Genomic DNA, 24,806 nt, shown 5'->3' with positions numbered 1-24,806 from the left:
GCGGGGGAGGGCCTTATGATACTTCAAGCGGCCGTTCGACCCTGCCCGAGGCGGGGGCGCTAGAATGTCGCCCCCTCCCACGTCCCGTTCCAGCAGGAGTTCCGCCCGTGATCAAGCCCCGTACCCCGCCCGGCACCCTTGAACTGCTGCCGCGCGAGCAGATTGCGTTCCAGCGCATGCTGGACGTGATCCGCCGCAACTACGAGCGCTTCGGGTTCCTGCCGGTGGAGACGCCGGTGTTCGAGCTGTCCGACGTGCTGCTGACCAAGTCCGGCGGCGAGACCGAGCGCCAGGTGTACTTCGTGCAGTCCACCGGTGCGCTGGCCAATGCGGCCGAATCGGGCGACCGTTCGCTGCCGGAGATGGCGCTGCGCTTCGACCTGACCGTGCCGCTGGCACGCTACGTGGCCGAGCACGAACACGAACTCACCTTCCCGTTCCGTCGCTACCAGATGCAGCGCGTTTACCGCGGCGAGCGTGCCCAGCGCGGCCGTTTCCGCGAGTTCTACCAGTGCGACATCGACGTGATCGGCAAGGACAGCCTGAGCGTTCGCTATGATGCCGAAGTGCTGGCGGTCATCCACGCCGTGTTCTCGGAACTGCGCATCGGTGACTTCAGCATCCAGCTGAACAACCGCAAGCTCATGCGCGGCTTCTTCGAGAGCCTGGGCGTGGCCGAAGGCGAGCGCCAGCTGGCGGTGCTGCGTGAAGTGGACAAGCTGGACAAGCGCGGCGCCGATTACGTGCGCGAGACGCTGGTGGGCGAGGGCTTCAACATCCCGGGCGAGCAGGTCGAGAAGATCCTGGCCTTTGTGGCCGTGCGTTCGCAGGGCCATGCCGATGCGCTGGCGCAGCTGGCCACGCTTGAAGCCGACGGCGGCTCTTCGGAAATCCTGCGCACCGGCGTGGCCGAGCTGCGCGAAGTGCTGCAGCTGGTGCAGGCGCTGGGTGTGCCGGAGAGCGCGTACTGCCTGAATTTCTCCATCGCGCGCGGCCTGGACTATTACACCGGCACCGTCTACGAGACCACGTTGACCGACCATCCGCAGATCGGCTCGATCTGTTCGGGCGGCCGCTACGAAGACCTGGCCAGCCACTACAGCAAGTCCAAGTTGCCGGGCGTGGGCATTTCCATCGGCCTGTCGCGCCTGTTCTGGCAGCTGCGCGAAGCCGGCCTGATCGATGGCATCGAGGCCAGCAGCGTGCAGGCACTGGTGGCACTGATGGACGAGCAGGGCATGGCGCAGTCGCTGGACATCGCCCGCCGCCTGCGCGCCGGTGGCATCAACACCGAAGTGCAGATGGAGCCGAAGAAGATCGGCAAGCAGTTCCAGTACGCCGCAAAGGCGGGCATCCGCTTCGTGGTGCTGGCCGGTGAGGACGAGCTGGCGCGCGGCGTGGTGGCGGTGAAGGACCTGGTGCGCGAGCAGCAGTTCGAAGTCTCCCGCGACGAGCTGGCCAGCACCCTGCAGGTCGAGCTGGAGCAGTCCAAAGTGATGTAACGGCCGGTTGGCCGCACGCCGACACGCCACGAAACGCCCACCACCCGGTGGGCGTTTTCGTTTCCGGGCCGCGTTCCGGGGTCAGAGCCGTTTTCCTTCAGAAAACGGATCCGACCCCTTGCTGTTCCAACAGCTCGCAGGAAACTGTCGACGGCGGGGTGGGTCCGGAGGCAGGGGTGTCCGCGGCATGGATGCCGCGGCCAAGCCCCCATGGACGGGTTTACGGCGTCCCCTGCCACCGGACCCACCCCGCCAACCCTCAGCCATCCAGCATTTGACGTCGCTTCGGCATCTAGCGGGTGCAGGGCGCAGCCCTGCCCACAAATCCCCCCAGATTTGACGCACTGCGCAAGAATACGCTAATGTACTAACGCGCTATTACATTGATGCATGGAAACAGCCCCGTGAAAGCCCGCCCCGAGATTGCCGCCAAAGACCCGAAGGCCGACCTGGAAGCCCTGGCCCTGGCCTTTGCCGCCCTGCGCGAGCCGGAGCAGGTGGAAGCCTTCCTGCGCGATCTGTGCACGCCGGCCGAACTGGAAGCCATGGCCGACCGCTGGAAAGTGGTGCCGTTGCTGCAGCAGGGCGTGCCGTATCGCGAGATCCACGAGCGCACCGGCGTGAGCGTGACCACCACCGGACGGGTGGCGCGCACGCTCGAGCATGGCCATCGAGGCTATGCCGCTGCCATCGACCGCCTTGCTACGCGCTGATCCGCGCCCCGTTCCGAACTTCGAGACCTCTCCCATGAGTGCAACCCAGGCAGCGCCGGCACGAGACCGGCTGCGTATCGCCATCCAGAAGAGTGGCCGGCTGGCCGAGCCCGCCCGCAACCTGCTCAGCGCCTGTGGCCTGAGCTGGCGCGAAAGCCGTGACAAGTTGTTCTGCTACGGTGAATCGCTGCCGGTAGACCTGCTGCTGGTGCGCGACGACGACATCCCCGGCCTGATCGCTGACGGCGTCTGCGACCTCGGCATCGTCGGCCGCAATGAACTGGACGAGCAGGCCGCGGCACGCCGCCAGATCGGCCTGCCTGACGCCTATCAGGCGCTGCGCGGGCTGGGCTTCGGCCAGTGCCGGCTGATGCTGGCGGTGCCGGAGGAATGGCAGTGGCAGGGTCCGGCGCAGCTGGCCGGTACCCGCATCGCCACCAGCTACCCGGCCATCCTCACGCAGTGGCTGGCGGAGCAGGGCGTGGACGCGCAGGTGGTCGAATTGTCCGGTTCGGTGGAAATCGCCCCGCGCCTGGGTACCGCCGACCTGATCTGTGATCTGGTCTCCAGCGGTGCCACGCTGCGCGCCAACCAGTTGACCCCGGTACACAACCTGCTCGACAGCGAGGCGGTGCTGGCCGGTGCAGTACGGGTGCCGGATGATGCACGCGCTTCGCTGCGCGCGATGCTGCTGCGCCGCCTCGATGGCGTGGTGCAGCGCCAGGACCGCAAGCTGCTGATGTTCCGCGCCAGCGAGGATCGCGTCGACGCGCTGGCGCAGTTGCTGGCCGATGCCGAGCCGCTGGTGCGGTTGCCCGCCGATGGCGGTGCGCTGCGCCTGCAGACCATGTGCCCTGGCCCGCTGAGCTGGCAGCGCATGGAGGAACTCGAGCGCGCGGGTGCGCAGGGCCTGATGGTACTGAGCGTGGAGCGGTCGCTGGCATGAACCGTCTGATCTGGTCCCGACTTGATGAGGCCGCGCGCAGCGCGGCATTGACCCGCCCGGTTCAGACCGTGGCCCAGCAGACCCGCGACGCGGTGGCGACGCTGATCGCACAGGTGCGCGCGCAGGGCGACGATGCGCTGCGTGCGATCACCGCACGCTTCGATGGTGTCGAACTGTCGTCCTTTGAAGTGAGCGAAGCCGAGTTCGCGGCGGCCGAAGCCGCTGTCCCCGCCCAACTGCGCCAGGCCATGGTGGACGCCGCCGAGCGCATCGCCCGCTTCCACGCCGCCGGCATGGGCAAGGGGTACGCGGTTGAAACCGCGCCGGGCGTAGTCTGCGAACGCATGCTGCGCCCGATCGGTCGGGTGGGCCTGTACGTGCCGGCCGGCAGCGCGCCGCTGCCGTCTACCGCGCTGATGCTGGGCGTTCCGGCACAGCTGGCCGGCTGCCCGCAGGTGGTGCTGTGCACGCCGCCGCGAGCCGATGGCAGCGCAGACCCGGCCGTACTGGTGGCGGCGCGGCTGACCGGCGTGCAGCGCGTGTTCAAGCTGGGCGGCGCGCAGGCGATCGCTGCCATGGCCTATGGCACCGCAAGCATTCCCGCCTGCGACAAGCTGTTCGGGCCGGGCAACAGCTTCGTGACCGAAGCGAAGCAGCAGGTCGCACAGGAGGGCGCCGCCGCCATCGACATGCCGGCCGGTCCTTCGGAGGTGCTGGTGATTGCCGATGCCGGTGCCAATCCGGCGTTCGTGGCCGCCGACCTGCTGTCGCAGGCCGAACACGGCCCGGATTCGCAGGTGCTGCTGCTGACCGACGATGCCGGGATGCTGGCGGCGGTCGAGGCTGAGGTCGAGCGCCAGGTGGCCCTGCTGCCGCGCCAGCAGATTGCGCACCAGGCGCTGTCAGCGTCGCGCCTGATCCAGGTTGATTCGTTGGACGAGGCCTTCGCGATCAGCAACCGCTATGCGCCGGAGCACCTGATCCTGGCGCTGCGTGATCCGCGTGCGTGGCTGGACAAGGTGCAGGCGGCCGGCTCGGTGTTCCTGGGTGATTACACCCCCGAAGCACTGGGTGACTACTGCAGCGGCACCAACCACGTACTGCCCACCGCCGGTGCCGCACGTGCCTACAGCGGCGTGAGTGTTGCCAGCTTCCAGAACCTGATCAGCGTGCAGAGCGCCAGTGCCGCCGGCCTGGCCGCGATCGGCGGCTGCGCGCGCATCATCGCCAGCGCCGAAGGCCTGGATGCCCACGAGCGTGCGGTGGCATTGCGCATGGAGGTGGCGGCATGAGCGCGGCTATCGAGGATGTGCTGGCGCTGGTACGCCCGGATCTGCAGGCGTTCGCCGGCTACAGCTCGGCACGCAGTGCGGCGGTGCAGGGCGAGGTCTGGTTGAACGCCAACGAGTCGGCCTGGGCCAATCCGGCCGATGCGGCTGGCAGCAGCCGGCGCTATCCGGAGCCGCAACCGTTGGCGTTGCGCGAAGGCTTGGCGGCGCTGTACGGCGTGACGCCGCAGCAGCTGCTGGTCGGCCGCGGCAGCGACGAGGCCATTGATCTGCTGGTACGCGCGCTGTGCGTGCCGGGTCGCGATGGCGTGCTGGTCACGCCGCCGGTGTTCGGCATGTACGCCGTCTGCGCGCGCCTGCAGGGTGCCGCATTGATTGAAGTGCCGCTGGTGGACAGCGAGGATGGCCTGCGCGCCGATCTGGATGCGGTGATCGATGCGGCCAAGGCGCAGGGTGCCAAGCTGGTGTTCCTGTGCGCACCGTCGAACCCGGCCGGCAGTGACATCGCCTTGGAAGAGGTCGAGCGTGTGGCGGTTGCGCTGCGCGGGCAGGCGCTGGTGGTGGTGGACGAGGCCTATGTGGAGTACGCAGGGCGCGCATCGACCACCACGCTTCTGGCCGCACACGCCAACCTGGCGGTACTGCGCACCTTGTCCAAGGCGCACGCGCTGGCTGCTGCCCGTATCGGCACCCTGATGGCCGCCCCGGAGCTGATTGCTGTGCTGCGCCGCTGCCAGGCGCCGTACCCGGTGCCGACGCCGTGCGCGGAACTGGCGGTACAGGCGCTGCAACCCGCCACGCTGGCCAGGACCGCCGAACGCGTAGCCACGGTGATTGCCGAGCGCGAACGCCTGCGCGCGGCGCTGCTGGGCCTGCCCGGCGTGCGTCGCGTCTACCGCTCATCCGGCAACTACCTGCTGGTCCGCTTCGCCGATGCCCAGGCCGCATTCGATGCGCTGCTGGCGGCTGGCGTGGTGGTGCGTGACCAGCGCGCCGCGCCGCAGCTGGGCGATGCCCTGCGCATCAGCATCGGCAGCCCCGAAGAAAACGACCGCGTGCTTGCGGCCCTGTCGGCGCGGAGGGCCGCAGCATGACCCCGATCCTGTTCATCGATCGCGACGGCACCCTCATCGAGGAGCCGGCCGATTTCCAGATCGACGCCTACGAAAAGCTGCGCTTCGTGCCGCAGGTGATCCCGGCCCTGCTGAAGCTGCGCGATGCCGGCTACCAGTTCGTGATCGTCACCAACCAGGATGGCCTGGGCAGCGAAAGCTACCCGCGCGCCAGCTTCGATGGCCCCAACGACCTGATGCTGCAGATCTTCGAGAGCCAGGGCATCACCTTCCGTGACGTGCTGATCGACTGCAGCTGGCCGCAGGACAATGCGCCGACCCGCAAGCCGGGCATCGGCCTGATGACTGGCTACCTGCAGGACCGCAGCATCGACTGGGCACGCTCGGCCATGGTTGGCGACCGCATCACCGACCTGCAGTTCGCCGACAACCTCAACATCCGGGGCTTCCAGTTGCGTACCGAACAGTTCGGTGGCGAGTGGGACTGGCCGGGCATCGCGCACGCGCTGGCCGACGTGCCGCGCACCGCCGTGGTCCAGCGCAACACCAAAGAAACGAAAATCCGCGTTGAGCTGGACCTGGATCGCGCCGGTGATGCGCGCATCTCCACCGGCCTGCCGTTCTTCGACCACATGCTCGAACAGATCGGCAAGCACGGCGGCTTCGCCCTCGACATCCAAGCCGAGGGTGACCTGCACATCGATGAGCACCACACCATCGAGGACACCGGGCTGGCCCTGGGCCAGGCCCTGCGCGAGGCGCTGGGCGACAAGCGCGGCATCGGCCGCTACGGTTTCACCCTGCCGATGGACGAGACCCTGGCCAGCGCCGCGCTGGACTTCAGCGGCCGCCCGTACTTCGTGTTCGAGGGCGAGTTCAAGCGCGAGCGGGTGGGCGACATGCCGACTGAGCTGGTGCCGCACTTCTTCCGTTCGCTGTGCGATGCCAGTGGCCTGAACCTCAACCTGCAGGTACGCGGCGACAACGATCACCACAAGGTGGAGGCCTGCTTCAAGGCGCTGGCGCGCGCACTGCGCCCGGCGCTGGCCCGGCAGGGCACGGCACTGCCGAGCACCAAGGGGGCATTGTGAGCGACGTCGCGCTGATCGATGCCGGTGGTGCCAACCTGGGCTCGGTGCGCTACGCACTGGAGCGCCTGGGCGCGACAGTGCGGCTGGTGCGCGATGCGGACGGCCTGGTGGGGGCTCGGCGGGTGATCCTGCCCGGCGTCGGCGCCGCCAGTCCCGGCATGCAGCGATTGCACGCGCAGGGCCTGGTGGAGCCGTTGCAGCGGCTGGAGGTGCCGCTGATGGGCATCTGTCTTGGCATGCAGTTGCTGTTCGAACGCTCCGAGGAAGCGGGCGTAGAAACACTGGGACTGATTCCGGGCGTGGTGCGCAAGCTGGTGCCGGCCTGTGGCATCCGCGTGCCGCACATGGGCTGGAACCGCCTGCTGCCGCTACGTGAGTCGCTGCTGTTGCAGGGTGTGCCGGAACGCGCCAGCGCCTACTTCGTACACAGCTATGCGGCACCCTTGAATACCCACACCGTCGCTGCCTGCGACCACGGCGGGCTGTTCACCGCCGTGGTGGAGCAGGGGCGTTACTACGGCGCGCAGTTCCATCCCGAACGTTCCGGCGAAACCGGCTCGCTGATGCTGCGCAATTTTCTCGAGGGCACTGCTGCATGAGTTTCATCGTCTACCCCGCGCTGGATATCCGCGATGGCCGCGTGGTGCGGCTGCGCCAGGGCGACTACGCGCAGGAAACCTCCTACGGCGACGATCCGCTGCCGCGCGCGCAGGCGTTCGCCGCGCAGGGGGCGCAGTGGATGCATCTGGTCGACCTGGATGCTGCACGCGCCGGGGGCTATACGCTGGCGCCGCTGCTGGCGGCGATCCGCGCGCAGGCGCCGCTGCAGGTGCAGACCGGTGGTGGCGTGCGTGGCCGCGACGATGTGGCGCGCATCCTTGATGCTGGTGCCGGCCGCGTGGTGGTCGGTTCGCTGGCGGTGCGTCGTCCCGATGAAGTGGTCGGCTGGCTGGAGGAATTTGGCGCCGAGCGCATCACGATTGCGCTGGACGCGCGCCAGGACGCACAGGGGCAGTGGCAGCTACCTGTGCACGGCTGGACCGAGAACGCCGGGGTGACTCTGGATGACCTGGCCCAGCGCTACGCGCGCGCCGGCATGCGCCATCTCTTGTGCACCGACATCGCCCGCGACGGCATGCTGGCCGGGCCCAATATCGGCCTCTACCAGCACTTGTCGGCATTGCTGCCAGGGGTGGCGGTGCAGGCGTCCGGCGGCATCCGTGACGTGGCCGATGTGGCCGAGGCGCGTGCCGCTGGCTGCGGTGGTGCGATTCTCGGCAAGGCCCTGCTGGAGCAGCGCATGGACCTGGCGGAGGCGTTGGCATGTTGAGCCGCCGCATCATTCCCTGCCTCGACGTGCGCGATGGCCGCGTGGTCAAGGGCGTGCGCTTCCGCGACCACGTCGACATGGGCGACATCGCTGAGTTGGCGCAGCGCTATCGCGACCAAGGGGCGGACGAGCTGGTGTTCTATGACATCGGCGCCAGCCCCGAGGCGCGTTCGGTGGACGTTGCCTGGATCGAGCGCATCGCGCGGCTGATCGACATTCCGTTCTGCGTGGCCGGTGGCATCGACAGCGTGGAAACCGCGCGTCGCGTGTTGTTCGCCGGTGCCGACAAGGTGTCGATCAACTCCCCCGCGCTGGGCCGCCCGGAACTGATCACTGAACTGGCCGACGAGTTCGGCGTGCAATGCGTGGTGGTCGGTGTCGATTCGGTGCGCGAAGCGGATGGCCAATGGCGGGTGCGCCGCTTCAGCGGAGACCCGGACAAGACCCAGGCGGTGCCACTGCGCACCCTGGACTGGATTGTCGAGGCGCAACGTCGGGGCGCCGGTGAGATCGTGCTGAACTGCATGGACTGCGATGGCGTGCGCCGCGGCTACGATGTCGCACAGTTGCAGCAGGCGCGGGCACTGTGCCAGGTGCCACTGATCGCCTCCGGTGGCGCCGGTGCGATGGAGCACTTCGCCGAAGCCTTTGACCAGGCCGACGTCGATGGTGCGCTGGCGGCGAGCGTGTTCCACAGCGGCGCCATCGCCATTCCAGAATTGAAGCGCTACCTGCGCGGACAGCAGATCGAGGTGCGGGATGTCTATTGAAGTCAGGCCTTCGTTGGACGCATTGCAGGCACTGGACTGGGGCAAGGGTGATGGCCTGCTGCCGGCCGTGGTGCAGGATGCCGATACCCTGCAGGTGCTGATGCTGGGTTATGTCAGCGCAGAATCGCTGGCGGCCACGCTGGCCATCGGCCACATGACTTTCTTCAGCCGCAGCAAGCAGCGGTTGTGGACCAAGGGCGAGCGGTCCGGCAACGTGCTGGTGGTGCAATCGATCAGCGTCGACTGCGACGCCGACACGCTGCTGGTGATGGCACGCCCGGCGGGGCCGACGTGCCACACGGGTGCGGAGAGCTGTTTCGACCAGGCGCCGAAGGACTTCCTGGGCGGGCTGGGCCAGTTGGTCGCGATGCGTGAGGCGCAGCGCCCGCCGGGCAGCTATACGACCCGCCTGTTCGAGGGCGGCATCCGCCGCATCGCACAGAAGGTGGGTGAGGAGGGGGTGGAGACCGCACTGGCGGCGGTGGCGCAGGATGACGAGGCACTGCTCGGTGAGGCTTCGGACCTGCTGTACCACCTGCTGGTACTGCTGCGCGCGCGCGGTCTGTCGCTGGACGATGCGCGGGCGGTGCTGGAAAAACGCCATCGTTGAAGCGTGGTAGTGCCGGCCGCTGGCCGGCAACCTCATCATCTTCGGGCATCGAGGGGCTGCCGGCCAGCGGCCGGCACTACCCGCTGGAAATGCAGCCGGGCGTGGCTCGGCTCTACAATACCGGATCCCTTTCTCCGGATGCCTCCCATGAAACTGCCTGCCGCCTGGCTGTGCTGCCTGTTGCTGACCTCGCCGGCCTGGGCTGCGGACACCGTGGTCACCGGCAAGGTCTATCTGGAGCGTGACGGCAAGCCGGGCCGCGGTGCGACCGATCCGGGCCTGGCCGGGGTGCAGGTTTCCAACGGCGAGGCCATCGTCAAGACCGCCGCCGACGGCAGCTACAGCCTGCCGGTGCGTGACGGCCAGACCGTGTTCGTGATCAAGCCCGATGCGTATTCGTTCCCGAAGGCGGCAGACGGCCTGCCTTCGTTCTGGCGCCACTTCCGCCCGAACGGCTCGCCGGCGCTGAAGTACGGCGGCATCGCCGCCACCAGCGATGTCACCCGCAACTGGGATTTCGCGCTGCAGCCGGATCGCCATGACAGCCGTCGCGGCTTCCAGATGCTGGTCTTCACCGACTCCCAGACCGCCAGCCTGAAGGACATCGGCTACTACCAGCAGTCGATCGTGTCGCCGCTGGTCGGCCAGACCAAGGCGCGCATGGGCACCACCCTGGGTGACATCGTCAACGACGATCTGACCCTGTATCCGGCAATCAACAAGGTCACTACGTCGATGGGCGTGCCGTGGTTCCATGTGCCGGGCAATCACGACCTCGATTTCGATGCAGCCAGCGACGAGCATTCGCTGGACAGCTGGCGCAACATCTACGGCCCGGACACCTACGCGGTGGAAGAGGGCGGTGCCAGTTTCGTGTTCCTCGACGACGTGGTGTATGACCCCAACGCAAGGCCGACGTATGTCGGTGGCCTGCGCGAAGACCAGTTCGCTTTCCTTGCCAGCTACCTGAAGGGCCTGCACAAGGACCGCCTGCTGGTGCTGGGCATGCACATCCCGCTGTTCGACGCCGCGCCGGGGCGCGAGACCTTCCGTCATGCTGACCGCCAGCGCCTGTTCGACCTGCTGAAGGACTTCCGCAACGTGCTGGTGCTCAGTGGCCACAGCCACACCCAGCAGCACGTCTACCACGGCAAGGCCGACGGCTGGAACGGTGACAAGCCGCTGCACGAATACAACGTCGGTGCCAACTGCGGCGCGTTCTGGTCGGGGGTGAAGGATGCCGCCGGCGTGCCGGACAGCACCATGAGTGATGGCACGCCAAAGGGCTACGCGTTGCTGGACATCGCCGCCAATGGCAGCTACAGACTGCAGTACCGGGTGGCCGGCAAGCCGGCCAGCGAGCAGATCGGCCTGCATGCGCCGAAGGTGCTGCGCCAGGGGGCCTATCCGGCGTGGGGTGTGTACGCCAACGTCTACATGGGCGAGGACGCCAGCGTGGTCGAGTACCGCGTTGATGGCGGCGCATGGCAGCCGATGAAGCAGGTCAGCCAGCCCGACCCGCGCCTGATGGTAGAGAACGTGGCCGACGATCTGGCTGACAGCCTGCGTGGCTACGACCGCTCGCCGGAGGCCACCGCGTCGCCGCACCTGTGGCGTGGCGCGCTGCCGACCGACCTGGCAGTGGGCAGTCACAAGGTCGAAGTACGCTCTACCCAGCCTGATGGTGCAGTATTCACCGCCACCACCCGCTACAGCCTGCAGACTGCCCAGCCCTGACACGCCGCAAGGCCTCTCCAGCGAAAGGACCCCGCATGGATATCCGCTTCATGGCCGGCACCACGCCGGTGACCCTCAGCCGCCACTGGTTCACCGGCGCGATGCTGCTGCAGAGCGCCACCGAGACGGTCTGGGTGCAGCATCCGCTGCATCCGGGCACCCACTTCTCGTTCTTGCTGGTACAGTCGTGGCTGCGCCACATCGCCGGCCATGAGGTGCTGGTCGAGCGCACCCGGCCGCTGTTGTTCGCCGGCTTCCGCCCGCAGCGCCTGCGCGTGCTGGTGGATGGCGTGCAGGTAGCCGAACAGGAAGGCATGTAGGCCAACCTGAACCGCCGGCGCGCTAGGCAAAGCCGCTCCGATGCCTGAGAATCGGTGCGATTCAATCGATCCAAGCAGGCCAGCGTGACCATCGCAGCAGCGTCCCCGGTTTCCACCGACTCCGCCCGCGGCGGTCTTCCGCGCAGTCTCGTTGTCGCCGATGTCGGCGGCACCTTCGCCCGTTTGGCGCTGGCTGAAACGCAACCCGGCCAGGCACCACTGCTGGGCAGCCATCGCACCTATGCCTGCGCCGAGCATCCGAGCCTGTCAGCGATCCTTGCTGATTTCACCGCAGGCCTCGGCCAGCCGGTAGAGGCCGCCGTGGTCGCCATCGCCGGCCTGCTCGATGGCGATGTGCTGATCAATTCCAACCTGCCATGGACGGTCTCGCTGTCGGCCACGCGGGTGCAGTCCGGGCTGCATGAGCTGCAGCTGATCAATGATTTTGAAGCGGTGGCGTTGGCCATTCCTTACCTGCAGCCTGACACCTTGGTGCCGCTCAATGGCGATGCTGACCCGGCGCAGGCGTTCCCGGCGCTGGTGCTGGGCGCCGGTACTGGCCTGGGTGCAGCATTGCGCTTTGCCGAGGGCGAGCGTCCGGTGCTGGCCAGCGAGATCGGCCATGCCGCGCTCGGCGCCGGCAACGCGCTGGAACTGCAGGTGCTGGGCAAGCTGCTGCAGCGCTGGACGCACGTGGACAATGAGCGCGTGCTGTCCGGCAGTGGCCTGATGAACCTGTATCCGTGCCTGTGCGAACTGCGCGGTGTCACCCCGGTGTGGGGCAGCACCGAGGCACTGATCGGCGCCGCGCGCAGCGGTGAGGATGCGCTGGCGGTGGAAACGCTGCAGGTGTTCTGTGCCTGGCTGGGCAGCCTGGCCGGCGACGCAGCGATCGCGGTGGGTGCGCGTTCGGTGTACCTGGCCGGGGGCATTTCCGCGCATGTGCAGGATTTCCTGGCCGATGGTCGCTTCCGTGAGCGCTTCCTCAACAAGGGCGTGCTGACCGAGGTGCTGCGCCAGGTGCCGGTATGGCGCGTGGAGCATGGCCAGCTGGGCGTTCTCGGCGCAGCGGTCTGGTACGCCGCACGGCAGCCCACGCACGACTGATCGGCGTGGCCGGCATCGGGCCGGCCGCGCATTGCAGACTGGGAGGGGAAGATGGTGGATCGCAGGCAGTTCCTGCAGGCCGGCGCACTGGCCGCAGGCATGGTGGCCTTGCCGGGCGTGCAGGCGCGCACGCAGGGTGGGGCCAGGGTGGTTTCGACCTGGGACTTCGGCGTGCCGGCCAACCAGGCCGCGTGGAAGGTGCTGGCGCAGGGTGGCAGCGCACTGGATGCGGTGGAAGCGGGCGCACGCTGGGCTGAGAGCGAGCTGTGCAACCCCACCGTCGGCCATTGCGGCAACCCGGATCGCGACGGCGTGCTGAGCCTGGATGCGAGCATCATGGATGGCGATGGCCGTTGTGGCGCAGTGGCCGCGCTGGTCGACATCCTGCATCCGGTGTCGGTGGCCCGCAAAGTGATGGAAAACAGCCCGCACGTGCTGCTGGTGGGCGAGGGTGCGCAGCAGTTCGCGGTGCAGCAGGGTTTCGAGCGCAGGCACCTGCTCACGCCGCAGGCCGAAGCGGCCTGGCGCGAGTGGCTGAAGACCGAGAAGTACCAGCCGCAGATCAATGCCGAGCGCCGTGGTATTCCCGGCAACAGCGACAACCACGACACCATCGGCATGCTGGCGCTGGATGCCAAGGGCCATCTTGCAGGTGCCTGCACCACCAGCGGCATGGCCTGGAAGCTGCACGGCCGGGTCGGCGACAGCCCGATCATCGGTGCCGGCCTGTATGTCGACAACGAAGTGGGCGCGGCCACTGCCTCGGGCGTGGGCGAGGAGATGATCCGCAATGCGGCCTCGTTCCTGGTGGTGGAGCTGATGCGCCAGGGACGCTCGCCGGCGCGGGCCTGCCGCGAAGCGATCGATCGCGTGGTGCGCAAGCGCCCCGAAGCGAGCAAGACGCTGCAGGTGTGCTTCCTGGCCATGAACAAGCAGGGCGAGGTGGGCGCTTACGCGCTGCATCGCGGCTTCGTCTACGCGGTGTGCGATGCGCAGCGCCAGGATGACCTGCGTGATTCGCCGTCGATCTACACGAGCACCCAGGCGTGAGCACACGGCTGACCCTGGAGATCGCCAGCAACTCGCTGGCCTCGGCGCTGGCCGCCCAGGCCGGCGGCGCCGACCGCATCGAACTGTTCGACAACCTGGCCGAGGGTGGCACCACGCCGTCGTTTGCCACCATCGCGATTGCCCGCGAACGCCTGTCGATTCCGCTGTTCGTGCTGGTGCGCCCGCGCCCGGGTGATTTCCACTACGACGCATTGGAAACCGAACTGATGCTGCGTGACATCGCGCAGTGCCGCGCGCTGGGCTGCGATGGCGTTGTGATCGGTGCGCTGGATGTGCACGGCGGTATCGACCTGGCGTTGTGCCGTGAACTGGTGCAGGCCGCCGGGCCGCTGCAGGTGACTTTCCATCGTGCCTTCGACGCGGCCCGCGACCGGTCGGCGACGCTGGAGCAGGTGATCGGACTGGGTTGCCAGCGCGTGCTGACCTCGGGCGGCCAGGTCAGCGCCGAGGCCGGCGCCGATGTGCTGGCGGGTCTGGTCACCCAGGCGGCGGGACGTATCACGGTGATGGCCGGCGCCGGGCTGGGCCCGGCCAACATCGCCGCCGTTGCGCGACGGACCGGCTGCACCGAACTGCACGCCTCGGCCAAGGGCCTGCGCCGCTCGGCGATGCAGTTCCAGAACCCGGCTTTGCGCGGCCTGGACCCGGACTGGAGCCAGACCGCCACCGCGACCGTGGCCGCGCTGCGGCAGGCGCTGGACGGCGCAAGGTAGCCCGCTTCTGCTGTAGAGCCGAGCCAACGCTCGGCTGCGCTTTGCGGCAAACGACATCAGCCGAGCACGGGCTCGGCTCTACAGTCGCACGCGACGACGCGGACAAAACCGTTCCGCGCGCGATTGTCGCGATCGTGTCATTGACGTGTGCGCTGTTCTCTCAGCGATGTTTCGCAACCCTTTGATTATTCTTGATACCTGCGGCTGATAGCGGCATTGCGTAGGGTGTTGCTGCATCGCCGCATGCCCGGCGTGGTTCAGCTGTGCTTTAGTTTGGATCGATCCACAGGGGAGGGAGCTGGGACGGTCGTGAACCGATCCCGGCACCCGGATCAGCCGTCGTGCTACGCCACCACCTGTCCGTGCGTCCACACTTTCCAAGAGCAACCACCCATGGCTCAGTCCGTTCGCAAGCGTCGTCACCTGCTGTCCCAGGCACTGGTCCTGGCCCTGTTGCCCCTGGCCGCGGGTGCACAGGAAGCGGCCAGTTCGTCCACCAAGGACTTGGATGCGGTCACCGTTACCGGTTCGCGCATCAAGCGCGCCGCGGTCGAAGGCCCGGCCCCGGTCAACGTGATTACCGCGCAGCAGATCCAGAAAGAGGGCTTCGTCAGCGTGTATGACGCGCTGAAGACGCTCACCGAAGCGACCGGCACCGTTGAAGCCGCCTCGCAATGGGGCTCGCACACGCCCAACGCCAGTGGCCTGAACCTGCGCGGGATGGGCCCGAACCGTTCTCTGCTGTTGGTCAACGGCCGTCGCGTGGCCGATTACCCGCTGCCATATGGCGGTGAAACCAACTTCTCCAACTACGGCAACATTCCCTCTGCCGCGGTCGAGCGCATCGAAGTACTGACCGGCGGCGCCTCGGCCATCTACGGTTCGGATGCGATCGCCGGCGTGGTCAACGTCATCCTCAAGACCAACTACGACGGCGACGAAGTGCGCGTGCGTGGCGGTACCTCCACCGAAGGCGGGCGCGACACCTGGGACCTGTCCTGGGCCGGCGGCAGGACCGGTGACAACTGGAGCGTGACCTACGCGCTGCAGTACACCAAGCGCGATCCCCTGTTCGGCCGCGACCGCCCGCAGATGGACGATGCCGATGATGCGCCGTATGCGTCCTGGAACATGGAGCAGCGCAAGGTCGGCTTCCGCCCCACCTCGGGCCTGGCGTTGATCGATCCGACGACGGGCCAGCGCCTGGCGCCACCCGCCGGCACCTGCGAGAAGTTCGACGGTGAGTACTACACGGCCGATCGACTGGTCTACAACTACGCCGCCAACCGCATCACCAACACCGGCCGCCTGTGCGGCATGAGCGCCGACTACGCCAACTGGCTGCTGACCGGTGGTGCCGAGAACGTGTCCGGCAACCTGTATGCCACCTTCGATTTCAGCAGCGACCTGCAGGCCTGGACCAACCTGGCGGTGTACCACTCCGAAGCGATCTGGGGCACCAACCCGCCCAGCGTCTCGCTGATCGACGACGACAACGGCTATTACTGGGATGCCAATCGCAACCGTCCGATCCTGGGCGTGCGCCAGTTCACTCCGAACGAAGTCGGTGGCCTGGATACCCTGCGCAACACCAACCGCGAGCTGTCCTGGGACTGGAGCGCAGGCCTGCGTGGACGTCTTGCCGAACGCTTTGACTGGAGCGCCACGGTGGGGCGTTCCTATTACCGCGTGGAAGAGCGGCAGAACGTTGTCGACGAGCAGAAATCGTACGACTACTTCCTCGGCCCGCGCCTGGGTACCACCGCCGATGGCGAGGCGATCTACGCGTTGAACGAATCGCGCTGGTGGAATCCGCTCACGCCGGACCAGTACTGGCAGATGGGCACGGTCGCCAGGAACCGCGCGTCATCGTGGGTCAACCAGGCCTCGGCGGACATCACCGGTGAGCTGTTCCAGGGCTGGGCCGGCCCGATCTCGTTCGCCGCCGTGGCCGAAGTCGCGCAGCAGGGCTATCACCTCAGCCCGGACCCGCGCGCCGGCATCGACTTCGATCTGCAGAACGTCGATCGCGGTGGCGGCGAGCGCACCCGTTACTCGGCCGGCGTCGAGTTCAAGATCCCGCTGCTGGAGAGCGTGACGGCCACCGCCGCCGCCCGCTACGACCGCTATGGCAACTACAAGGCCGATGACAGCAGTGAAGCGCTGGATATCGGCAGCCAGAAGGAGACCACCTGGAACGTCGGCCTGGAATGGCGCCCGGTCGAATCACTGCTGGTGCGTGGCTCGTACGCCACCAGTTTCCACGCGCCGGACATGCACTACCTGCTGGGCCAGCCGAGCAGTTCCGAAGTGCAGACCTATGACCGCCTGCGCTGCATCCAGAGCGGTGCCTACCTGGTCAACAACTGTGGCGTGGGCAACACCGATGTCTGGTACACCTTCGACGTGAACCGGCGTGGCACGCCGCTGCTGCGTTCGGAGACCGGCGATTCGTGGACGGTCGGCTTCGTCTGGGACGTGATGCCGAGCCTGTCGGTCAGTGCCGACTACTGGGCGATCAAGCTGGAAGACATGATCGTCGACGTCGGCGCCGACGAGGTGCTGGCCAGCGAGGCCGGCTGCCTGACCGGCAAGAACATCGATGGCACGCCGTGGGCCAATCCGGCCGGTGGCGATTATTGCGCCGGCATCCTGGCCCGCGTGAACCGTGACAGCAGCGGCCGCCTGGTATCGATCGAGCGCGGCCCGTTCAACCTGGCCAGCCGGGAAGTGCGCGGCATCGACCTGACTGCACGCTATCGCCTGGAAACCGCGCAGTGGGGCAGCTTCCAGCTGGGCCTGAACTACACCAACCAGATCTCGACCAAGGAACAGCGCTACGCCAACGACCCGAACCCGGAACGCCGCGACCGGGACCTGCGCAGCAAGCTGCGCGCGAGCCTGGCCTGGCAGCGCGGCAACTGGAACGCCAACGTCTATGCCGACCGCGTGGGCTCGGTGCCGGGCGTGCGCTACCACTGGGGCACCGATCGCCTGGACAACCCCGGTGGCTGCCTGCCGTTCGCCGACGGCTACGTGCCCAGTGACAGCCCGTCGCTGAACTGCCTGGAACCGGCACAGCTGCCGGATGGCTCGGTGAACCCGAACCCTAACGCGGGCCAGCAGACCTCGCGCTACTTCGGCCGGGTCGGGCCGTTCATCACCTGGAACGTCAACGTCGGTTACCAGGTGACCGAGCACGCCAAGGTCAATGTCTACGTCAACAACGTGTTCAATTCGGCCAGCTGGAACCACAAGGACCCGTACAAGCTGGACTATGACTTCGCGCCGACCCGGTTGCTGAGCGCGGTCGGCCGCGAGTTCGCATTGGAGTATGTGTTCACCTTCTGAGGAGACCGACCTCCGCCGCTAGATCCACGCCATGCGTGGATGCGGAAACGGGACGCCGGGGGCGGCGCTCCCTTCAGGCATGCGGACAGGCTGGATTTGACCTTCCCACGATGGCAAGGTTTAGCCTGTCCGCATCCAGAAGGAAACCCGGGAATCCGATCATGAGCACGCCGCGCGCCGCTGCCGCCCCCGCCAGCCCCTCCACCATCAGCCTGCCCATCGAGGGCATGACCTGCGCCAGCTGCGTGGGCCGGGTCGAGGCAGCACTGTCCAAGGTCGAGGGCGTGGGCAGTGTCTCGGTGAACCTGGCCACCGAGCGGGCGGACATTCGTCCGTCGGGCCCGGTGGACCGCGCGGCGCTTGTCCAGGCAGTGGAGCGGGTGGGCTATGACGTGCCCGCGGCGACCACCGAACTGGCGGTCGAAGGCATGACCTGCGCTTCCTGCGTGGGCCGTGTCGAACGCGCGCTGTTGGCCGTGCCGGGCGTCAGCCAGGCCAGCGTCAACCTGGCCACCGAGCGCGCCACGGTGCGTGGCATGGCGGACGTGGCTGCGCTGGTCGCCGCGATCGACAAGGCCGGCTATGACGCACGTGTGATCGAGGCGGGTGTGCAGTCCGATGATCAGACTGCGGAAAAGAAGGATGCCGAGCGCGCCGAATTGAAGCGCGACCTGATCGTGGCCACCGCGCTGGCACTGCCGGTGTTCGTGCTGGAGATGGGTTCGCACCTGATTCCCGGCATGCACGAATGGATGATGGCCACCATCGGCATGCAGACCGGCTGGTACCTGCAGTTCGTACTGACCCTCCTGGTGCTGGCCATCCCCGGCCGCCGTTTCTACCAGAAGGGCTTCCCTGCACTGCTGCGGCTGGCGCCGGACATGAACTCGCTGGTGGCGGTGGGCACCGCCGCGGCGTTCGGTTATTCGGTGGTGGCAACCTTTGCACCGCGGCTGTTGCCGCCGGGCACGGTGAACGTCTACTACGAAGCGGCGGCGGTGATCGTCGCGCTGATCCTGCTCGGCCGCTTCCTTGAAGCTCGGGCCAAGGGCCGTACCTCCGAGGCGATCAAGCGTCTGGTCAACCTGCAGGCCAAGGTCGCCCATGTGATCCGTGACGGCCGCACCGTCGACATCCCGGTCAATGAAGTACAGAGCGGCGACGTGGTGGAAGTGCGTCCGGGCGAGCGCGTGCCGGTGGACGGCGAGGTGGTCGAGGGTCGCAGCTACATCGACGAGTCGATGATCAGCGGCGAGCCGATTCCGGTCGAGAAGCAGCCGGGAAGCAGCGTGGTCGGTGGCACGGTCAACCAGAAGGGCGCACTGACGGTGCGCGCCACGGCGGTGGGTGCGCAGACGATGCTGGCGCAGATCATCCGCATGGTCGAACAGGCGCAGGGCTCGAAGCTGCCGATCCAGGCGGTGGTCGACAAGGTCACGTTGTGGTTTGTGCCGGCGGTGATGCTGGCCGCGCTGGCGACCTTCGCGGTCTGGTTGATCTTCGGTCCATCGCCGGCACTGAGCTTCGCACTGGTCAATGCGGTGGCGGTGCTGATCATTGCCTGCCCGTGCGCGATGGGCCTGGCCACGCCGACCTCGATCATGGTCGGAACCGGTCGTGGCGCCGAAATGGGCGTGCTGTTCCGCAAGGGCGAAGCCCTGCAGCTGCTGAAGGACGCGCAGGTGGTGGCGGTGGACAAGACCGGCACGCTGACCGAAGGCCGCCCGCGCCTGACCGATCTGGAGATTGCCGCTGGCTTCGATCACAACAGGGTTCTGGCGGCAGTGGCCGCAGTGGAGTCGCGCTCGGAGCATCCCATCGCCCGCGCGATTGTTGATGCCGCGACCGGGCAGGGCATCGCGTTGCCGGGCATGGTCGACTTCGAATCGGTCACCGGCATGGGCGTTCGGGCCAGTGTCGAGGGTGCACGCGTGGAGGTCGGTGCCGATCGCTTCATGCGCGACCTGGGCGTGGACACGGCCCTGTTTGCGACGCTGGCAGCAGAGCTGGGTACCCAAGGCAAGTCGCCGCTGTATGCCGCCATCGACGGTCGCCTGGCCGCGATCATTGCGGTATCCGATCCGATCAAGCCGAGCACGCCGGCCGCGATCGCGGCACTGCACCAGCTCGGCCTGAAGGTGGCGATGATCACCGGTGACAACGCCGGGACCGCGCAGGCGATCGCGCGCCAGCTCGGCATCGATGAGGTGGTGGCCGAGGTGCTGCCGGAAGGCAAGGTCGAGGCAGTGCGTCGGCTGAAGGCCACGCATGGGCACGTCGCCTTCGTCGGCGACGGCATCAACGATGCCCCTGCGTTGGCTGAAGCCGATGTCGGCCTGGCCATTGGTACCGGCACCGATATCGCGGTGGAGTCGGCCGACGTGGTGCTGATGTCGGGTAACCTGCAGGGCGTGCCCAATGCCATTGCGCTGTCCAAGGCGACGCTGGGCAACATCCGGCAGAACCTGTTCTGGGCGTTCGCCTACAACACCGCATTGATTCCCGTCGCTGCCGGCGTGCTGTACCCGGCCTGGGGCGTGCTGCTGTCGCCGGTGTTCGCGGCCGGTGCGATGGCGCTGTCCAGTGTGTTCGTGCTGGGCAACGCGCTGCGCCTGCGCCGCTTCCAGCCGCCGATGGCGGATGCCCACGCCACGACCCATTGAAGGAGAACCGCATGAACATCGGTGACGCCGCCAAGGCCTCCAGCGTGTCGGCGAAGATGATCCGCTACTACGAACAGATCGGCCTGATCCCCGCGGCCGATCGCACCGAATCGGGCTACCGGGCGTATTCGCGGGCGGACATCCATCGCCTGCGCTTCATCCGCCGCGCGCGCGATCTCGGCTTCCAGGTGGCCGAAATCAGTGACCTGCTGGGCCTGTGGAACGACACCGCGCGGCACAGTGCCGACGTCAAGCACCTGGCCGAGCAGCACATTGCCGACCTGGAACAACGCATCCAGAGCATGCGGCAGATGGCCGACACGTTGAAATCGCTGATCCGTTGCTGTGCAGGCGACGAGCGCCCTGAGTGCCCGATCCTGGAGCGGCTGGGTGAAGACGATGAGGCTCCGCTGTCGGTCGATGCAGCGAAGACCGGCGCGGTGCGGCGGCGCGCGCGCAAGCGCTGAGTTTCCATGTCGCGTACAAAAAAGCCCGCCCGGTGACAGTGCACGGGGCGGGCTTCGCTGTGGCAGAGGACAGGGGATCAGGCAGTGCGTGGCGGGAAACCCGCATCGTTCAGCGCGGCGAACACCTGCTCCTGTGATGCGGTGGTCTGCACCTTGACCAGGCCGCTCGGCGGGTCAGCGACTACGCGGGCGTTCGGATCGATCTGCTGGATCGCGCGGGTCACGCTGCGTGCGCAGCCGCCGCAGGTCATGCCGTCGACATGGAATTCCATCTGTGGCTCCTTCGATGCTCTTGGGATAGGGCCAGTGTGCACCTTCCAACGATGGCAGGGTCAAGCGCCGGACTGAACGGCGGCCAGGGGCCCATGAACATGCATCCATGAAAAACGGCAGCCACCTTTACCAGCGTGGCTGCCGTGGAGGACCCTCCCCGCCGGAACGGGGCGAGAGCGCGCCGGGCAGGCCCGGCGCCGCCTCAGAACTTCCAGTTCACGCCGAAGTACAGCTGGCGGCCGGCGTACAGGTTGGACAGCAGGCGGGCCTGGCTGTCGTTGCCGATGTAGCTGCGCAGCTCGGACTTGGTGGCATTCAGCACGGCGGCGGTCACCGTCCAGTCCGGGGTGAGGTTGTAGGCCACGTTCAGGTCAAGCTGGCTGTAAGGCTTGGTGTAGGTGGTCATGCCATTGTTCAGGCCGCCGACCACTTCACCACGACGGTTGTACGAGGCGCGCGCCAGGAACTTGTCGTTCTCGTAGAACACCGTAACGTTGGCCTGGTTCTTGGCACTGCCGACCAGCGGCGAGGAGCCGATTTCCTCGCCATCCAGCACGATCGAGGCCAGGTTGGTGTCGTTGTAGGTGTAGTTGGTCTGCACACCCAGTCCGAAGTCGAACGTGTACTGGCCATACAGTTCCACGCCCTGCGACACGCCATCGCGGCCGTTGGCCTGAGTCTCGTACTTCTGCACGGTGACCGACTGCCCGCCGACGTTCATCTGCTGGTCGCGCACCACCGGCACAGTGAAGTTGTCCACGTTCTTGCGGAACAGCGAAACACCTGCGACCGCGCCCGGCTTGAAGTACCACTCCAGGCCCAGGTCGAACTGGACCGCCTTGAACGGTTCCAGCGCCTTGTTGCTGCCCGAGCCGTACCAGCCGGGCGTGTCGGTGCCGCCGGTGACGCGGCGGTCGTTGGCGTACTCTTCGCTGATGTAACGCAGGCCACCGGGATAGGCGATGCTGGTGTAGCTCGGGCGCGCGACCACCTTCGATGCCGCGCCACGCAGCACCAGGTTGTCGGTGATGTCCCAGGCAATGTTGAAGCTGGGCAGCACGTCGGTATAGGTCTTTTCCAGCGACGACAGGGCATACACCTTGTCGCGCACCTGCGGATCGGGCAGGCGGACGAAGCCACCCTGGCAGCGCAGGTTCGGGTCGGCGGCCGGATCATCGCAGCTCATCGGCGCGCCGCTGGCGTTGTCGACGAAATAGTCGTTGAAGCGCTCGACCGAATCGCTGGACTGGGCGAACTGCTTGGTCCGCACCACGCGCACGCCGATGTTGCCGCGTACCCGCTCAGTGCGGAAGTTGGCCTGGAAGTAGCCGGAATGGATCTTCTCGTTGACGTCGTAGACGAAGTCTTCTTCGGTGCGGTTGTGCGAGCCACCGTAGGTCTTGTTCAGGTAGTCGATGTAGGCCGGGTAGTTGATGCCCGGGAACACGTTGGCGTTGAACGCGCCGGTGATGTTGCTGATCGGGTTGGACAGGAAGAAGCCCGGTTGCGCATCGCCTGCGGTCGGATCGCAGCCGGCCTGGTAGCGATTGTTGTCATAGTCGGACGGATCCAGGCCCGGGCACACCCAATAGGTGTTGCCGGTGTTGCGGTGGACCTTGCCATCGCGGTACTTGGCGCCGAACTGGATCGAATCCAGCCAGCCGGCCTCGAACAGCTTGGTGACGTCGGCCTGGAAGTAGTTCTGCTTGACCTCGGTCTGCATCCACGACGAATCGGTCGAGCCGGTATCGACTTCGGCCACGCCCGCCATCAACTGCTGCTGCAGGTCCGGCGAGAACTGCACCGACGGCGTGCCGGTCAGGTCCCAGGCGGTGTACTGGTTGCCGGACTGCCACTGGTTGCCCACCTTGCGGCGCGGCTTGGCCGACATGCGGAAATTCATCGACGGACCACCTTCGGACCAGGTGCGGCCGCCAGTGAACGAGGCCTTCCACAGCGGGCTGATATCCCAGTCGATGGTCAGGTCGGCGGTCTGCGACAGTGCCTTTTCCTTGCTGTATCCACCGGTGAGCTGCGGAGTGGGGATGGTGCAGTCGTCCGGGCCCCAGCCACCGGGTTCCAGGCCGGCTGCCGCTGCTTCTTCCTCACTGCAGTAATAGGTCTTTCCGGCCAGCTTCTGGTACTGCGCACCCGTGACGATGCTGCCACTCGGGTCGAAATCCAGGCCGTTGAGCAGGCGGCCGCCGGCCCAGTTGCCGTCCTGGTTGTAGCGGGCCAGGTTCCACTCCGGCACCTTCAGCATGTTCTGGGTGTAGTCACCCTGCAGCTCGAAGCGGAAGTAGTTCGCGGTCATCGTGACGTTGTCGACCGGCTTGAACTGGAAGGTCAGCTGGCCGCCCTTGCGCTCGCGCTTCTCTTCCTTCACCGCGAAGTTCACCGAGGTCGGCATGAAGAATTCGCTGTAGTTCTTGCCAGCCTGGTTGTTGAAGCCGGACTGGCCCCACCAGTAGTGGATGCCATCCTGCTCCAGCAGGTTGCCGTTGGCATCGCGGGCCGTGGTGCCATTGCCGTACCACTGGTAGTCCTCGGTGCTGGCTTCCATGGTGCGGGTGGTGCGCTTCTGCTGGGTCACGCCGACGAGGACGCCGAAGCGCTCATCCTTGCTGTGCCACGAGTACAGCGCGGACGCCTGCGGATCGACATCGTGGCTGGTATCGGAGGTGGTGCCCTCCAGGTTCACGTAGCCGGAGTTGGATTCCATGTCCAGCGGGCGGCGGGTATGCAGGATGACCGTGCCGCCGATGCCGCCTTCGTCGATGCGTGCTTCCGGCGACTTGAACAGCTCCGCGCTGGACAACATGTTCGATGGCAGCAGGGTGTAGTTGAAGGAGCGCGTCGCTTCGTTGTTGGTCTCCGACGAGGCGACGAAGTTGCCGTTCAACTGGGTCAGGGTCAGGTCCGGCGCAAGGCCGCGCACACTGACACTCTTGCCTTCGCCACCGCTGCGGGTGATGACCACGCCGGGCACGCGCTGCAGTGCGTCGGCCACGTTCTTGTCGGGGAACTTGCCGACGTCCTCGGCGGTGATCACCTCGACCACCGCGTTGGCGTCGCGCTTCTGCTCGAGGCTCTTTTCAATGGCGTAGCGGTAGCCGGTGACCTGGACGCTGTCCAGGGTGGTGGCGTCCTGCGCGCCGGTGGACGTGGCCTGTTGCGCGGCGGCGCCAGCCGGAATGACGGCGGCGGCCAAGGCCAGCGCGATGGCCAGCGACAATGCGTCGTGGCCGTGCGTACGTGTTGAATGCTTCATTCCCATCTCTCCCTCTCTCCTGGATTGATCCGGTGACGTGGCACGGACAACTTGAATCGATCTAATTTGAAGTGACATTACGGGTGTCGCCATGTGGGTGGCAGAGCACCGCGCGTGTGGCCTGGTACGTCCTGTTGCTGCTCCCCCAACTCCCGGCCATCGCAGTGTCGTTCTTGGATCGATCTAAGCGATGGGCGGGCGATTTTTAGCATGGGTCGCCCTTGGGCGCATGCTGCTCCGCAATATGGTACTGGCGTGGCGAAGGGATGACGGTTTGCTGAAAACAGTGAAATCGTTTTCGTGCGCAGGGGAAAGGGGCCGGCAGGGCTGCGCCCTGCACCTGCGGGTAGTGCCGGCCGCTGGCCGGCAACAGCAAAAGCCAAAGCCAAGGCCAAAGCGGCTCTGGTTTTCTGCTGGTTTGGTGGGGCGGTGTGGGCTGGCAGGACACGCCGTAACCCCCCTCCGGGGTCCGGCCCAGCCGCTGGCGGCTGGGCCCGGCCCCGGGGGGG

Annotated in this window: 20 protein-coding genes; 18 read left to right on the top strand and 2 right to left on the bottom strand. The window is 67.0% G+C overall.

Annotated elements, in window-relative coordinates; translation table 11 throughout:
- Positions 1-107: 107 nt before the first annotated feature.
- From hisS to cueR, 18 genes are all read left to right on the top strand, one after another.
- Positions 108-1,502, top strand: a complete 1,395-nt coding sequence (gene hisS / locus ACM0PY_RS14810) for a histidine--tRNA ligase (RefSeq protein WP_134971432.1) — start codon at positions 108-110, stop codon at positions 1,500-1,502.
- Between the two features lie 404 nt (positions 1,503-1,906).
- Positions 1,907-2,215: a YerC/YecD family TrpR-related protein gene (locus ACM0PY_RS14805; RefSeq protein ID WP_180884406.1), complete on the top strand. Its 309-nt coding sequence runs from the start codon at positions 1,907-1,909 to the stop codon at positions 2,213-2,215.
- A 34-nt stretch (positions 2,216-2,249) separates the two neighbouring features.
- Entirely contained in the window at positions 2,250-3,161 is a 912-nt protein-coding gene (gene hisG, locus ACM0PY_RS14800; protein WP_049438529.1) for an ATP phosphoribosyltransferase, read from the top strand.
- Entirely contained in the window at positions 3,158-4,453 is a 1,296-nt protein-coding gene (gene hisD / locus ACM0PY_RS14795) for a histidinol dehydrogenase (RefSeq protein ID WP_180884404.1), read from the top strand. The genes hisG and hisD overlap by 4 nt, the downstream gene beginning before the upstream one ends.
- Complete coding sequence (gene hisC, locus ACM0PY_RS14790; RefSeq protein ID WP_134972505.1) at positions 4,450-5,544, top strand: histidinol-phosphate transaminase; 1,095 nt, start codon at positions 4,450-4,452, stop codon at positions 5,542-5,544. Before hisD ends, hisC begins: the two co-directional genes overlap by 4 nt.
- On the top strand, positions 5,541-6,614 hold the full coding sequence (gene hisB, locus ACM0PY_RS14785) for a bifunctional histidinol-phosphatase/imidazoleglycerol-phosphate dehydratase HisB (protein ID WP_134972504.1): 1,074 nt from the start codon (positions 5,541-5,543) through the stop codon (positions 6,612-6,614). The genes hisC and hisB overlap by 4 nt, the downstream gene beginning before the upstream one ends.
- Entirely contained in the window at positions 6,611-7,213 is a 603-nt protein-coding gene (hisH, locus tag ACM0PY_RS14780; protein WP_072169069.1) for an imidazole glycerol phosphate synthase subunit HisH, read from the top strand. The genes hisB and hisH overlap by 4 nt, the downstream gene beginning before the upstream one ends.
- Complete coding sequence (hisA, locus tag ACM0PY_RS14775; protein ID WP_072169070.1) at positions 7,210-7,944, top strand: 1-(5-phosphoribosyl)-5-[(5-phosphoribosylamino)methylideneamino]imidazole-4-carboxamide isomerase; 735 nt, start codon at positions 7,210-7,212, stop codon at positions 7,942-7,944. The genes hisH and hisA overlap by 4 nt, the downstream gene beginning before the upstream one ends.
- Positions 7,938-8,714, top strand: a complete 777-nt coding sequence (gene hisF, locus ACM0PY_RS14770; protein WP_134972503.1) for an imidazole glycerol phosphate synthase subunit HisF — start codon at positions 7,938-7,940, stop codon at positions 8,712-8,714. The genes hisA and hisF overlap by 7 nt, the downstream gene beginning before the upstream one ends.
- Positions 8,704-9,324 carry a bifunctional phosphoribosyl-AMP cyclohydrolase/phosphoribosyl-ATP diphosphatase HisIE gene (hisIE, locus tag ACM0PY_RS14765; protein WP_180884402.1) on the top strand — a complete coding sequence of 207 codons (621 nt, stop codon included), beginning with the start codon at positions 8,704-8,706 and terminating at the stop codon, positions 9,322-9,324. The genes hisF and hisIE overlap by 11 nt, the downstream gene beginning before the upstream one ends.
- Before the next feature lie 147 nt (positions 9,325-9,471).
- Complete coding sequence (locus tag ACM0PY_RS14760) at positions 9,472-11,061, top strand: calcineurin-like phosphoesterase C-terminal domain-containing protein (RefSeq protein ID WP_134972502.1); 1,590 nt, start codon at positions 9,472-9,474, stop codon at positions 11,059-11,061.
- Between the two features lie 35 nt (positions 11,062-11,096).
- Positions 11,097-11,381 (top strand): hypothetical protein, encoded by a 285-nt coding sequence (locus tag ACM0PY_RS14755; protein WP_180886431.1) that lies wholly within the window; start codon positions 11,097-11,099, stop codon positions 11,379-11,381.
- Positions 11,382-11,465: 84 nt separating this feature from the next.
- Positions 11,466-12,488 carry a glucokinase gene (locus ACM0PY_RS14750; RefSeq protein ID WP_134972501.1) on the top strand — a complete coding sequence of 341 codons (1,023 nt, stop codon included), beginning with the start codon at positions 11,466-11,468 and terminating at the stop codon, positions 12,486-12,488.
- 51 nt (positions 12,489-12,539) lie between these two features.
- Entirely contained in the window at positions 12,540-13,538 is a 999-nt protein-coding gene (locus tag ACM0PY_RS14745) for a glycosylasparaginase (protein WP_111202261.1), read from the top strand.
- A complete protein-coding gene (locus ACM0PY_RS14740) occupies positions 13,535-14,272 on the top strand; it encodes a copper homeostasis protein CutC (RefSeq protein WP_180886429.1) in 738 nt (245 codons plus the stop codon). The genes ACM0PY_RS14745 and ACM0PY_RS14740 overlap by 4 nt, the downstream gene beginning before the upstream one ends.
- 393 nt (positions 14,273-14,665) lie before the next feature.
- Positions 14,666-17,623: a TonB-dependent receptor plug domain-containing protein gene (locus ACM0PY_RS14735; protein ID WP_134971047.1), complete on the top strand. Its 2,958-nt coding sequence runs from the start codon at positions 14,666-14,668 to the stop codon at positions 17,621-17,623.
- A 161-nt stretch (positions 17,624-17,784) separates the two neighbouring features.
- A complete protein-coding gene (locus tag ACM0PY_RS14730) occupies positions 17,785-20,286 on the top strand; it encodes a heavy metal translocating P-type ATPase (protein ID WP_180886427.1) in 2,502 nt (833 codons plus the stop codon).
- 11 nt (positions 20,287-20,297) lie between these two features.
- Positions 20,298-20,753 (top strand): Cu(I)-responsive transcriptional regulator, encoded by a 456-nt coding sequence (gene cueR, locus ACM0PY_RS14725; protein ID WP_088497331.1) that lies wholly within the window; start codon positions 20,298-20,300, stop codon positions 20,751-20,753.
- Between the two features lie 77 nt (positions 20,754-20,830).
- On the opposite strand, the gene ACM0PY_RS14720 is transcribed toward cueR, so the two are convergent.
- Positions 20,831-21,025, bottom strand: coding sequence for a heavy-metal-associated domain-containing protein (locus tag ACM0PY_RS14720; protein ID WP_111202266.1), 195 nt, complete (start codon positions 21,023-21,025; stop codon positions 20,831-20,833).
- Between the two features lie 203 nt (positions 21,026-21,228).
- Entirely contained in the window at positions 21,229-24,303 is a 3,075-nt protein-coding gene (locus ACM0PY_RS14715) for a TonB-dependent receptor (protein WP_180886425.1), read from the bottom strand.
- Positions 24,304-24,806: the final 503 nt, after the last annotated feature.

This window comes from Stenotrophomonas sp. BR163, assembly GCF_047520985.2.
Lineage (GTDB): Bacteria > Pseudomonadota > Gammaproteobacteria > Xanthomonadales > Xanthomonadaceae > Stenotrophomonas > Stenotrophomonas sepilia.
The sequence above is the reverse complement of the archived record's forward strand: the minus strand, read 5'-3'. Positions and strand labels throughout refer to the sequence as shown.